General features: G+C 71.1%; 15 protein-coding genes and 1 tRNA gene. 12 read left to right on the top strand and 4 right to left on the bottom strand.

The annotated features are described in order from the left end of the window. Positions 1-8 precede the first annotated feature (8 nt). Positions 9-188 (bottom strand): DUF4236 domain-containing protein, encoded by a 180-nt coding sequence (locus MicB006_RS23460; protein WP_116508937.1) that lies wholly within the window; start codon positions 186-188, stop codon positions 9-11. Positions 189-389: 201 nt separating this feature from the next. Between MicB006_RS23460 and MicB006_RS31855 the strand changes: the two genes are divergently transcribed. The 7 genes from MicB006_RS31855 to MicB006_RS23490 all read left to right on the top strand — a co-directional run bounded on the left by MicB006_RS31855 (position 390) and on the right by MicB006_RS23490 (position 5,861). Then, positions 390-530: a putative leader peptide gene (locus MicB006_RS31855; RefSeq protein ID WP_157539073.1), complete on the top strand. Its 141-nt coding sequence runs from the start codon at positions 390-392 to the stop codon at positions 528-530. Between the two features lie 135 nt (positions 531-665). Beyond that, the gene (locus tag MicB006_RS23465) at positions 666-1,694 is read left to right on the top strand and encodes an ABC transporter substrate-binding protein (protein ID WP_116508939.1); all 1,029 of its coding nucleotides are present in this window, start codon (positions 666-668) and stop codon (positions 1,692-1,694) included. Beyond that, a complete protein-coding gene (locus MicB006_RS23470; RefSeq protein ID WP_116508940.1) occupies positions 1,691-2,509 on the top strand; it encodes an ABC transporter ATP-binding protein in 819 nt (272 codons plus the stop codon). Before MicB006_RS23465 ends, MicB006_RS23470 begins: the two co-directional genes overlap by 4 nt. Continuing rightward, positions 2,502-3,353 (top strand): ABC transporter permease, encoded by an 852-nt coding sequence (locus MicB006_RS23475; protein ID WP_225980459.1) that lies wholly within the window; start codon positions 2,502-2,504, stop codon positions 3,351-3,353. The genes MicB006_RS23470 and MicB006_RS23475 overlap by 8 nt, the downstream gene beginning before the upstream one ends. Before the next feature lie 11 nt (positions 3,354-3,364). Continuing rightward, on the top strand, positions 3,365-4,699 hold the full coding sequence (locus tag MicB006_RS23480) for an LLM class flavin-dependent oxidoreductase (RefSeq protein ID WP_116508942.1): 1,335 nt from the start codon (positions 3,365-3,367) through the stop codon (positions 4,697-4,699). Beyond that, positions 4,696-5,253 carry a flavin reductase family protein gene (locus tag MicB006_RS23485; protein ID WP_116508943.1) on the top strand — a complete coding sequence of 186 codons (558 nt, stop codon included), beginning with the start codon at positions 4,696-4,698 and terminating at the stop codon, positions 5,251-5,253. The genes MicB006_RS23480 and MicB006_RS23485 overlap by 4 nt, the downstream gene beginning before the upstream one ends. Next, positions 5,247-5,861 carry a malonic semialdehyde reductase gene (locus MicB006_RS23490; protein ID WP_225980460.1) on the top strand — a complete coding sequence of 205 codons (615 nt, stop codon included), beginning with the start codon at positions 5,247-5,249 and terminating at the stop codon, positions 5,859-5,861. Before MicB006_RS23485 ends, MicB006_RS23490 begins: the two co-directional genes overlap by 7 nt. Here the strand turns inward: MicB006_RS23490 and MicB006_RS23495 are convergent, their stop codons facing one another. Together MicB006_RS23495 and MicB006_RS23500 are read right to left on the bottom strand one after the other, a co-directional pair. Continuing rightward, a complete protein-coding gene (locus MicB006_RS23495; protein ID WP_116508945.1) occupies positions 5,862-6,317 on the bottom strand; it encodes an Rrf2 family transcriptional regulator in 456 nt (151 codons plus the stop codon). Positions 6,318-6,324: 7 nt separating this feature from the next. Continuing rightward, positions 6,325-7,239 (bottom strand): AraC family transcriptional regulator, encoded by a 915-nt coding sequence (locus MicB006_RS23500; protein WP_221453175.1) that lies wholly within the window; start codon positions 7,237-7,239, stop codon positions 6,325-6,327. A 157-nt stretch (positions 7,240-7,396) separates the two neighbouring features. Between MicB006_RS23500 and MicB006_RS23505 the strand changes: the two genes are divergently transcribed. Continuing rightward, positions 7,397-8,173, top strand: a complete 777-nt coding sequence (locus tag MicB006_RS23505; protein WP_116511734.1) for a glucose 1-dehydrogenase — start codon at positions 7,397-7,399, stop codon at positions 8,171-8,173. Between the two features lie 72 nt (positions 8,174-8,245). On the opposite strand, the gene MicB006_RS23510 is transcribed toward MicB006_RS23505, so the two are convergent. Further along, positions 8,246-8,677, bottom strand: a complete 432-nt coding sequence (locus MicB006_RS23510; protein ID WP_007457244.1) for an SsgA family sporulation/cell division regulator — start codon at positions 8,675-8,677, stop codon at positions 8,246-8,248. A 274-nt stretch (positions 8,678-8,951) separates the two neighbouring features. Here MicB006_RS23510 and MicB006_RS23515 point away from each other — a divergent pair, with 274 nt between their 5' ends. The 4 genes from MicB006_RS23515 (at position 8,952) to MicB006_RS23530 (ending at position 11,771) form a co-directional block, all read left to right on the top strand. Further along, positions 8,952-9,491, top strand: a complete 540-nt coding sequence (locus MicB006_RS23515; RefSeq protein WP_184689446.1) for a TIGR02611 family protein — start codon at positions 8,952-8,954, stop codon at positions 9,489-9,491. A gap of 50 nt (positions 9,492-9,541) precedes the next feature. Continuing rightward, a tRNA-Val gene (locus MicB006_RS23520) sits at positions 9,542-9,616 on the top strand. Between the two features lie 518 nt (positions 9,617-10,134). Then, positions 10,135-10,650, top strand: coding sequence for a DUF4365 domain-containing protein (locus MicB006_RS23525; RefSeq protein ID WP_116508949.1), 516 nt, complete (start codon positions 10,135-10,137; stop codon positions 10,648-10,650). Then, on the top strand, positions 10,650-11,771 hold the full coding sequence (locus MicB006_RS23530) for a hypothetical protein (protein WP_116511737.1): 1,122 nt from the start codon (positions 10,650-10,652) through the stop codon (positions 11,769-11,771). The genes MicB006_RS23525 and MicB006_RS23530 overlap by 1 nt, the downstream gene beginning before the upstream one ends. Positions 11,772-11,823 lie beyond the last annotated feature (52 nt).

Genomic DNA, 11,823 nt, shown 5'->3' on the forward strand with positions numbered 1-11,823 from the left:
TCCGGGTGTCAGGACGGGCTCTTGTCCTGCTTCCACGACAGCGGTCCCGGAAGGTCCACGCGGTGGGCGCGGGTGTTCGAGTTCCAGGACCAGCGGCCGATCTTGATGCTCCACGACGAGAAGCCGTTCTGGGTGAAGTGGAGGATCAGCGGCCCGTACTTCTTACGCTTGCGGAACTGGACGCCCATCGGGGGTGCCTCCTTCGTCTCCCTGCCTCTGCAGTCGTCTGCATGCCTTCGCGGCATCGAACATGCCCGGATCGACGATTCGCGAAACCCTGCCCGGTCCGCTCTGGACGGTGGGGCTGCCGCCCGGCAAAATCTCTATCCAACGGGTAGGTGTTAAGGAGTCGTAAATGCTGGTGGAGGCGGGTCGTAGCAAAGCCAGCGATGAAAGTCTCACTGAATGGAAGGGCATTGACCGGCGTGGAGAACGGTCGGCAGCATGAGGGCATGTCGCAGCGGGACGAGCTTCTCCTCACCGCTCGCGTGCACGTCGACCTGGTCCGGCACGCGAGCGCGCTCTGTTGAGCCGAGCGCTCGTCGTTCCCTCTCCGCCCGTCCGTTCCCGCAGCCGGCGCATCGTGGCCCGGCGCGGTACGGCGTGCTCCCCGGCCCCGCGCGGGCCCCCTCCACCGCATCGTGGACAGATCAGGAGACTCCGCCATGCCCTCGACCCGATCACCGCGGCGTGCCCTCACCGCCGCCGTCGCCCTGCTCGCCCTCACCACCGCCACCGCGTGCGGCGCCGACGCCGCCGACGGCGCACAGACCAAGGAACTGCGCTACCAGGGTTCGGTCGGCCAGGTGACCCTCCCCGAACTCGCCGCCGACCTCGGCTACCTCGGCGACGTCACGCTCGACTGGATCGGCAACGTCACCGGCGGCCCGGCCGACATCCAGGCCACCGCCACCGGCCAGAGCGACTTCGGCGGCGCGTTCAACGGCGCGATCGTCAAGCTCCAGGCCGCGAACGCCCCGATCACCGCAGTGGTCAGCTACTACGGCTCCGACGCGCAGACGTTCCAGGGCTACTACGTGCTCGACGACAGCCCGATCCGCGGCCCGCGTGACCTGATCGGCAAGCGGGTCGGCATGAACACGCTCGGCGCGCACGCCGAGGCCGTCCTGCGTACCTGGCTGGCCCGGGGTGGCCTCACCGCCGCCGAGATCGGCAAGGTCGAGCTGGTCGCGCTGCCGCCGGTGAACACCGAGCAGTCGCTGCGCGCCCGGCAGATCGACGTCGCCGTGCTCGGCGGCGTGATCCGCGACAAGGCGGTCGCGAACGGCGGCATCCGCACCGTCTTCACCGACTACGAACTCCTCGGCGCGTTCAGCGCCGGCAGCTACGTCTTCCGCGACGACTTCCTCACCCGTAACCCGGACACCGTCCGGACGTTCGTCACCGCGGTGGGCAAGGCGATCGAGTGGGCGCGCACCCAGCCGCGCGAGACGGTGGTGGCCCGGCTCAAGGCGATCATCGCCAAGCGCGGGCGCAACGAGGACACCACGCTCGTGGAGTACTGGAAGTCCAGCGGCGTCGCCGGGACCGGCGGCCTCATCACCGACCGGGAGTTCGCCACCTGGATCGACTGGCTGGCCGACTCCGGCGAGCTCAAGGGCGAGCGGCCGAAGCCGTCCGACCTCTACACCAACCGGTTCAACGCCGCCGCGGCCACCGGCGGTGGCGCATGAGCACCGACAAGATCCGCTTCGACCGGGTGCGCAAGGTCTTCCCGGGCCGGCGTGGCGGCGGCGGCGCGGTCACCGCGCTCGACAACCTCACCCTCGGGGTACGCCCCGGCGAGTTCCTCGTCGTCGTCGGCCCCAGCGGCTGCGGCAAGTCCACCCTGCTCGACCTGCTCGGCGGGCTGGCCACCCCGACGGCCGGGCAGGTGCTCGTCGACAGCCGCCCGGTCACCGGGCCGGGCCTGGACCGGGGCATCGTCTTCCAGCAGTACGCGCTGCTGCCCTGGCGCACCGCCGCCGGCAACGTCGCGTTCGGACTGGAGGCCAAGGGCCTGCCCCGCGCCGAGCGCGCCGACCTGGTCGCGTACCACCTCGACCTGGTCGGGCTGACCGGCTTCGCCGACCGCTACCCGCACGAGCTGTCCGGCGGCATGAAGCAGCGCGTCGCCATCGCCCGCAGTCTCGCGTACGACCCGGACGTGCTGCTGATGGACGAGCCGTTCGCCGCGCTGGACGCGCAGACCCGCGACTCGCTCCAGGACGAGCTGGTGCGGATCTGGCAGGCCACCGCCAAGACCGTCGTGTTCATCACGCACGGCATCGACGAAGCCGTGCACCTCGGTCAGCGGGTCGCCGTGATGACGTCCCGGCCCGGCCGGATCAAGCAGGTCATCGACATCGAGCTGGGCGACCGGGAGGCCGAGGAGGACGTCCGCTCCACCGACGCGTTCCGCCACCACCGGCACCAGATCTGGACGCTGCTGCGCGACGAGGTCCGCGCCGCGCAGTCCGCCGTACGCGAGGAGGCCCGCGTTGGTTGACGTCGCCGCACCGCCGGCCCGGCCGGTGGCCGCCCCACCCGCCCCGGCCGTCGCGCCCCGCCGGCCCGGACGCCTGCTCGGCCTCGGCGGCCGGGCGCTGCACCGCAGCGCCGCGCTGCTGACGCTGGCCGCGATCTGGGAGACCGCGCACCGCGCCGGGCTGGTCGACCGGGTCTTCCTGCCGCCGCTGTCCGAGGTGCTCGCCGCCTGGTGGGAACTGCTGCGCAGCGGGCAGCTCGCCGACCACGTCGGCGCCAGCGGAACCCGGTCGCTCACCGGCTTGGCGCTCGCGGTGGTCACCGCCATTCCGCTCGGCCTGCTGATCGGCTGGTACCGGCCGCTCGCGGACCTGCTCAGCCCGCTGCTGGAGGTGTTCCGCAACACCGCCGCGCTGGCACTGCTGCCGGTCTTCGTGCTCATCCTCGGGCTCGGTGAGACCTCGAAGATCGCCCTGGTGGTCTACGCCTGCTCCTGGCCGATCCTGCTCAACACCATCGCCGGCGTGAAGGGCGTCGACCCGCTGCTGATCCGCTCGGCCCGCTCGATGGGGCTGAACCACCTGCGGCTGTTCCAGAAGGTGATCCTGCCGGCGGCCGTGCCCACGGTGTTCACCGGCGTCCGGCTCGCCGGGGCGTACTCGATCCTGGTGCTCGTCGCCGCCGAGATGGTCGGCGCGAAGGCCGGGCTCGGCTACCTCGTGAACTACGCGCAGTACAACTTCGCGATCCCCGACATGTACGCCGGGATCATCACCATCTCCGCCATCGGGCTGGTGGTCAACCAGCTCCTCGTCGCCGGGGAACGTCGCTTCTCCACCTGGCGCGTCGACGTCACCACCGTCTGAGAGGAACCGCCATGTCCCGGACCCTGCACCTCAACGCCTTCCTGATGGGTGTCGGCCACCACGAGGCGGCCTGGCGGCACCCGCGCGCCGACCCGAGCCGCCTCGCCGACGTACGCCACTTCCAGGAACTGGCCCGTATCGCCGAGCGGGGCACGCTCGACTCGGTGTTCCTCGCCGACGGGCTCGCCGTCGGACCGGCCGTACGCCACAACATCCAGGCCGTCTTCGAGCCCATCACGCTGCTCGCCGCGATCGCCACCGCGACCGAACACATCGGCCTGATCGCCACCGCCTCCACCACGTACACCGAACCGTTCAACCTGGCCCGCGCGTTCGCCTCGCTGGATCACCTCAGCGGTGGCCGGGCCGGCTGGAACATCGTCACCTCCGCCCAGGCCCGGGAGGCCCGCAACTTCAACCTCGACGACCACCCGGCGCACGCCGACCGCTACCGGCGGGCCGCCGAGTACGTCGACGTGGCGATCAAGCTCTGGGACAGCTGGGAGGACGACGCGCTGGTCCTGGACACCGCCGCGGGCGTCTTCGCCGACACCGCCCGGGTGCACGAGATCGACCACGCCGGGGAGCGGTTCCGGGTCCGCGGACCGCTGAACACGCCCCGCCCGCCGCAGGGCCGGCCGCTGCTGGTGCAGGCCGGCTCGTCCGCCGACGGGGTCGCGTTCGCCGCCCGGTACGCCGAGGCCGTGTTCACCGCCCAGCAGACGCTCGCCGACGGCCAGGCGTTCTACAGCGCGTTGAAACGGGCCACCGCCGACGCCGGGCGTGATCCGGAACTGGTCAAGGTGCTGCCCGGTATCGCGCCGGTCATCGGGGGTACGGAGAAGGAGGCCCGCGACCTCGCCGACGAACTGGAGGCCCTGATCGTGCCCGAGCACGCTCTCGCCCAGCTCTCCGGCATGACCGGGCTCGACCTGACCGGGCTGCCGCTGGACGGCCCGCTGCCGGACCTGCCCGACGCCGGCACGGTGCAGTCGCACCAGAGCCGCTACCAGCTCGTCGTCGAGCTGGCCCGGCGGGAACGGCTCACCCTGCGGCAGCTCATCGGCCGTCTCGGCGGCGGACGCGGGCACCGCGTCGTGGTCGGTACCCCGGAACAGATCGCCGACCAGATCGAGCTCTGGTTCACCCAGGGCGCCGCCGACGGCTTCAACGTCATGCCACCGCTGCTACCCGACGGACTGGAGGACTTCGTGGACCACGTCGTACCACTGCTGCGCCGGCGCGGGCTGTTCCGGTCCGCGTACACCGGGCGTACCCTGCGCGAGCACTACGGCCTGCCCCGGCCGGCCAGCGCCTACGCGACCCGTGAGCTGGTGGCGTCGTGACCACCGTGGACCGGCCCGGAACCGTCGAGCTGCGCCCGGTCGACGTCGACTCGTTCCGCGGCCTGCTGCGCCGCCAGGCGTCCACCGTCACCGTGGTCACCACCCCCGGCCTGCGCGGCAACCGGATCCGGCCGGACCTGCCACCGGCCGGCTTCACCGCCACCTCGTTCACCTCGGTGTCGCTCGACCCGCCGCTGGTCTCGGTGTGCCTCGGCCGCGCGTCGTCGAGCTGGCCCACAGTCGAGCAGGCCGAGCACGTCGCCGTGCACCTGCTCGCCTCCGGCCAGCAGGAGATCGCGCAGATCTTCGCCACCAGCGGCATCGACCGGTTCAGCGCCCACCCGGGCTGGACCACCGGACCGTTCGGCGTGCCGCTGATCGGCGACGCGCTCGCCGTGCTGCTGTGCCGTGTGGTCCGCCGGATCGAGGCCGGCGACCACACCATCCTGCTCGGCGAGCCGCTCGCGCTCGGCGCGGGCGAGGACGGCGACCCGCTGCTGCACCACCGGGGCAGCTACACCACCACGCTCGGCGACTGGTCCGAGGCGTGGTGACCGCCGCCGCCGACGAGCTGATCGCACTGGACCGGGCCGCCCAGGACCTGCTGTTCCGGGCGGCCCGCACGGCAAACGTGTTCACCGACGAGCCGGTCGGCGACGAGCAGGTCCGCGCCATCCACGACCTGGTCCGGTACGGCCCGACAGCGATGAACGCCCAGCCGCTGCGGGTGCTGCTGCTGCGCTCGGCGGCGGCCCGGGCGCGGCTGCTGCCCTACGTCAGCGCCGGCAACCGGGACAAGACGGCAGCCGCGCCGCTGACCGCCGTGCTCGCCGCCGACGTGAACTGGCACGACCGGCTGCCCGAGCTGTTCCCGCACCGGCCCGGCGCGCGGGACTGGTTCACCGGCGACCCGGCCGGGCGGGAGGCGCAGGCCCGGTTCAACGCCGCGCTCCAGATCGGCTACCTGCTGGTCGGGGTACGCGCCGCCGGGCTGGCCGCCGGGCCGATGGCCGGATTCGACGCGGCCGGCGTGGAACGGGAGTTCTTCCCCGACGGGCAGCACCGGGTGCTGCTGCTGATGAACATCGGCCGCCCGGCGCCGGACGCCTGGCGGGAACGGCTGCCGCGCCTGCCCTACGAGGAGGTGGTCAGCACGCTGTGATCAGCGCGGCTCCCACGCGTCCGGCTGGGCGGTCAGCTTGCGCACGTGCGCCGGCAGCCGGCCGCTGACCAGCTCGTCCAGGCTCACCTCGTCGACCACCCGGCGCACCGAGGCGCGTACCGCCACCCAGAGACGGGGCAGGTTCTCCGCCGCGCCCTCGTACCGGGTCTCCTCCGGGCGCAGCCCGCGTACCCCGGCGAGCGGACCGTCGACGGCGCGCAACACGTGCCCGATGGTGATCTCGCGCGGCGGCCGGGCCAGCGTGTACCCGCCCTCGGCGCCGCGCTGGGCCCGGACGATCCCGGACCGGCGCAGGTCGGCCAGGACCGCCTCGAGGAACTTGCGGGGCATGTCCTGCTCCGCCGCGATGACCTGGGTGGACAGCAGGGTGGGGTACGCGGTGGCCAGGCTCAGGGCTGCCCGTACCGCGTAGTCGCCGCGCGCGGAGATCTGCACAGTGCCATCATGCCTGGCCGGTGGGCGCGGGGGAGTCGGCGGGCGGCCGGGGTCGCACCAGACGGACGGGCAGCGGGCGTTCCCGGTTGGCCCGGAACGTCCCCGGGCTCACCCCGACCTCCCGGGTGAAGAAGCGGCCGAAGTTCGTCGGCTCGGGAAAACCCAGGTCACGGCCGATCCGGGCGATCGACTCGTCGGTGGCGGCGAGCAGCCGGCACGCCTGCAACGCGACCCGCTCGTCGATGACCTGCTTGGCGCTGCGCCCGGTCACCGCCAGGCAGGCCCGGGTCAGGGTACGCACCGAACAGCCCAGCTGGGCGGCGTAGTCCTCCACCCGGCGGGTGTGCCGGTAGCCGCGCTCCACCTCGCGGCACAGCCGCCGGAACGTGTCGGTCTCGGCCCGCGGCGCGGACCCCTTCTCCGGATGCGGCAGCAGGCTGAGCCGCAGCAGCAGCACCGCGAGCTGGTGCCGCAGCAGCGCCGCGGCGGGAGGCACCATCGCGTGCCGTTCCGCGTCCACAGCCAGCTGGCTGACCTCGCTGATCACCGCGTCCTCGTCCTCGCCGGCGAGCTGGCGGTGGGCGGGCACCGCGTCCGGGTCGACGTCGAGGCCGGCCAGCGCGTCCGGCCGCCAGCTCACCACAGTCGCGTCGAGCTGCGCGCCGACGCACCGCAACACCTGACCGGGGTACGCGCGCAGCAACGTGCCGGGCCGGCACGGCACCGGCCGGAAGTCCAGCTCGGCAGTGCCGTGACCGTGGGTGACCAGGATCAGCACGTCGCGGTCGAGCAGGACCGGCCGGGGCCAGCCGGGCTCGGCGGCGAGGTCGTCGAGCGCGCCGGTGAGGATCTCGTCGGCGCCGGGGCGCGACTCCGGCGGGCCGGTGCGGGTGGCCGGGGAGGGCTGACCGGTAGTGACCATCACCCCGACGGTAACCGGCCCGGCCGCACGTTGCATCTCGACGCTTCCGCCCGCACGGACCGGTCTTGTCGGCACGTACGGCGGACCGTTACGTTACCGATCGGTAAGCCCGGGTCGGCCGACCGGCCCCCGGCCGGGCGACGGCGATGGGATGAGCATGACGGAACTGTTCTCGGTCGACGGCAAGACGGTGCTGGTCACCGGCGGTTCGCGGGGGATCGGGCTGATGATCGCGCGGGGCTTCGTGCAGGCCGGCGCAAAGGTGATCATCTCGTCACGCAAGGCCGACGTGTGCGAGTCGGTGGCCAAGGAACTCTCCGCCGAGGGGCACTGCGAGGCGATTCCGGCCGACCTCGGCAGCGACGCGGGCGCGCTGACGCTCGCCGAGGCTGTGCGGGAGCGCCACGACCGGCTGCACGTACTGGTGAACAACGCGGGCGCCACCTGGGGCGCGCCGCTGGAGGAGTACCCGGAGGGCGCCTTCGACAAGCTCTGGGCGGTGAACGTCAAGGCGGTCTTCCGGCTCACCACCGCGCTGCTGCCGCAGCTGCGCGCCGCGGCCGCCGCCGACGACCCGGCCCGCGTGATCAACATCGGGTCGGTCGACGGCATCCGGGTGCCGTGGATGGAGGTGTACGCGTACTCGGCCACCAAGGCGGCGGTGCACATGCTCACCCGCAGCCTCGCCCACCAGCTCGCCGGTGAGCGGATCACCGTCAACGCGATCGCGCCCGGACCGTTCGAGAGCAAGATGATGGCGTTCGCGCTCGACGACCCGGAGTCGCGCTCGGCGATCGAGCAGCAGGTGCCGCTGGGGCGGATCGGGCGGCCCGAGGACATGGCGGGCACGGCGATCTACCTGGCGTCGCGGGCCGGCGCCTACCTGACCGGCGCGGTCATCCCGGTCGACGGTGGGATCACCACGCGCGGCTGAGGCGCACCCCCGGTGAGACGGCCCGGGGCCGCGCGGACTCGGCAGATCCGCGCGGCCCCGGGTGTTGCCGTGTCAGCGACCGGCGAGCAGCCGGTTCACCGCGGTGTCGACGTCCAGGTGCTCGGCCTCGCGGCCGCGCGGGACGACGACGTAGGTCCGGCGCAGGAAGCGCACCAGCACGCTGCGCGGAACCTCGAACAGGGCGTTGCCGTCCGGGGACGACAGCGCGAGCGCGACGAAGTCGCCGCGCGGTGTGGCCCACGGCCAGACCCGCACATCACCGATGCCGGCCGGTTCGTCGAGCCCGGTGACCAGCAGTTCGCGTGCGAACGACCAGCTCACCGCCTCGCCGCCGGCGGACTCGGCGTGAAACAGGACATGGACCGCATACGGGTCAGCAGGGTCGTAACGCAGACTGGCACGCACCGGCAAGGCGGTGGCGTCAGGCGCGACGAGCCTTAGCGACGTCTCGACCTCTACGGTCGTCGGTCGGATGACACTCATGAACGTTCTCCCCCCGGCACCGCTGCGGAACGCGCGTGTCCCGCTTTTCCCATACTCAGGTGCTGCTCCTGGCTACGCTCCGCCATACGCTGACTTCACCCAGTGGTGGGAAGGGGTTCGGAAAGCCCTCGGGAACCCCTCGGCCCCACGTAGGATTTCCGGTTCCGCCCACTCCGTCGTCCCGCCCGGCAACGGGTGGTTCAGTCGTCGACTTACTCCGGTAACGTCCAGTCGTCAGCAGGGGTGACGGTCCCGCGCGACACTGGGGGTGGAAATGGTCACGGGGGGCTCGTCGGTGACGTCGCGGACCAGGGGTGATTCGCCGAAAGGTGCGGCCCGAGCAGCCGAAAGTCGGGGGTACGAGGTGCCGGTGGAAGGGCGGTCGCGAGGCGCTCTCGTGGAGCAGCGCCGGCGCCGACGTGGCTGGCGGCTGCGCCTGCACACCACGCTCGAACTCATCCGCGCCAACCCCACCGGCCGCGTCGCCCTGAAGATCTTCATCGGCATTCTCGGCGCGCTCGTGGTCACCATCGGTATCGCGCTGATCCCGCTGCCCGGCCCCGGCTGGCTGCTGGTCATCGCCGGCCTCGGCGTCTGGGCGGTGGAGTTCCACTGGGCGCGACGGCTGCTCGCGTTCACCCGCCGGCACGTCAACTCGTGGACGCGCTGGGTGAAGCGGCAGTCACTGGGGGTGCGGTTCGTGCTCGGCGCGGTCGGGCTCGTGTTCGTGTCCGTGGTGGTGTGGCTGTCGCTCAAGTACAGCCTCGGCATCGACGTCGTGGCGCAGGCGCTGCACTACCTCGCGACGCACTGAGGCCCGGTTTTTGGTCCGGGCTCTCGATCGGGTAGAGTCATGCGCGCTGAGGGCGATTAGCTCAGCGGGAGAGCGCTTCGTTCACACCGAAGAGGTCACTGGTTCGATCCCAGTATCGCCCACCATGAATATAGGCAGGTAGGAAGCCCGTTACCGGAACCGCCGGTAACGGGCTTCTCCGCTCTTGCCCCTTAAATTGGGAGCAGATTGGGAGCAGGAGCTCCGTCGGGGGCAAGCCCGTTGATGGGCCCACCCTCTGGCTAGCGCAACGTGACGCCGCCAGGGCAGGTAGTTTGGCGCGGCGATCCCAACAGGTTGTTCCGTGCTGGAGTTGGCACGCGTAAGCGAAAGAGCCCGCTGGCCCAGCGGGGCCAAACGCTCAGTTTGGTCCGATGTAGCTCAAGGTGCTCGCGGCGGGATCCGGGCGAGTAGTTTGGCGCGGAACCTGTGGTCACCGCGAACAGCCGGCCGCGCAGCAAGCCGGGTGGCTCGCCTGAGCATAGGTTCCCACCTAAGCCCGACAGAGTCGGCTAGCCCAACCACAGATCGAGTCTGCAGCGGCAGCCCAGGGGTTCTCAACGACGGTAACCCGAAGTATGTTTACGCCCACGGAGCGCGTCGGTGCGGGCCTGGGGCAAGGTGGATGAGTTACGGCAGATACAACCACCAGGGTTATTTCGGTGAGAGCTTCGTGCGTGTACTGGCCAGCGCCGCCGGTCTGATCGCCGGGCAACAGGACGTAGACCACACCGGGGTGGACTTTTCGATCGACTTTCCGGGGACCCGCGGCACGGTCCGCTTTCCCAAGATCGAGGCGCAGGTCAAGTCCTGGTCCAGCCCCAAGGGCACCGACCTGGACTGGCTCTATCCCATGGACGTGCGGCATTACAACAACCTTGCCGGCGAGGGGTTCGCGGTGTCGCGTTACCTCTTCCTGGTTATTGTTCCTGCGGATGCCGGTCAGTACGCGCAGGCGGACGAGACTTCCCTGCGGCTCAGTCACTGCGGATACTGGGTGTCTCTGCGGACGTCGCCCGTGATCGACCAAGCGACGCAGCGCCACGTCACGGTCCCCGTGCCGAAGCGCAATCTGCTGACCGTCAAGGGCCTACGATCCCTTCTCGAGCCCCGTCCGGCGCAACGGGTGCCTGCGTCATGATGCCGTCGATCGCCATGAGTGCTGACGAACTTAGCGCAGCATCGGGGCTGACACCCGAGATATTGAGCCGCTATCTGGCGGCCACCGGTTGGACGCAGGAGCAGCGACTCGAACGGGCGACCCTGTGGTCGCGTAGAGAGGACGACGGCGACTTCCAGGTGCTGGTCCCGGGCTATCAGGGCCTGCGCGACTACGCGAGTCGTGTCTCCGACTTTCTCACCACAGTCGCGGCGGTCGAGGAGCGCCCGATCCGGTTGCTTCTCGACGATCTGGAGACCACCGGCGCGGATACGCTCTCCTTCCGGCTGCTGCCGGGCGGCCCGTCCGGAACCATTCCGCTGTTCAACGCGGTGGACGCGTTGGCGGGAGTGCGGGAACTTGTCGTCTCCTCGACCTACGCCCTGATGAGCGAGCAGCCGATGCTGGTTCAGGGGCGCCGACCGGAGAGTGCGTTGGACTTCGCGCGCACTGTGCGACTGGGAACGCCACGTGCGGGAAGCTGGGCGATCGCGGCACGGCTCGCCGTTCCGCGCGACGACGGGAACGCCGGTGTGCCGCTTGCCCGCCGGGTGTCGTTGCAGATGCATCGTGCGGTGCGGGCATGCTTCGCCGCCTCCGGTGAGGCGCAGCGCGACTTCGATCTCGGGCTCTTCCTGCGCCGCACCGGTGAGGGCGTGTCGGCGAACGTCTGCGACGCCCTGGCCAAACTCGGCCGCGACGGCGTTCCCTACGACGTCAGGTTCAACTGGGCCGCACAGTTGGCCTCCGCCGTGCCGGCTCGCTCGTTCCGCTTCAACACCCGCCGGATCGAGGTGCTGCACACGGCGGCGGAGCAGCTCAAGGTGGCTGTCCCGGACGGCGAGGTCACCGTCGAGGGCCAGGTCAGCAAGCTCCGGCGAGATATCGGTGAGGGTGGCCAGGCAACCGTGCGGGGCCCGATTTCCACCGTGTACGGCTCCTCGGAGCGTTCCATCCGGGTTCTCCTGCCGGATCTGCTCTATCAGCGGCTCGTCCAGGCGCACGGGCACCGGCAGCATGTGCGGGTCACGGGAATCGCGGTGCGCGGGCGAATCGAGCGGGTTTCCCGCGTCGAGGTTCTCGGCGGCACCACCGCGTCCTGACCCGTCCACCTGCAGTACTTCCACCGCTCGTACGACCGGTGAGCGCTCTTGA

Origin of the sequence: Micromonospora sp. B006, from assembly GCF_003408515.1 — a bacterium.
Lineage (GTDB): Bacteria > Actinomycetota > Actinomycetes > Mycobacteriales > Micromonosporaceae > Micromonospora > Micromonospora echinospora_A.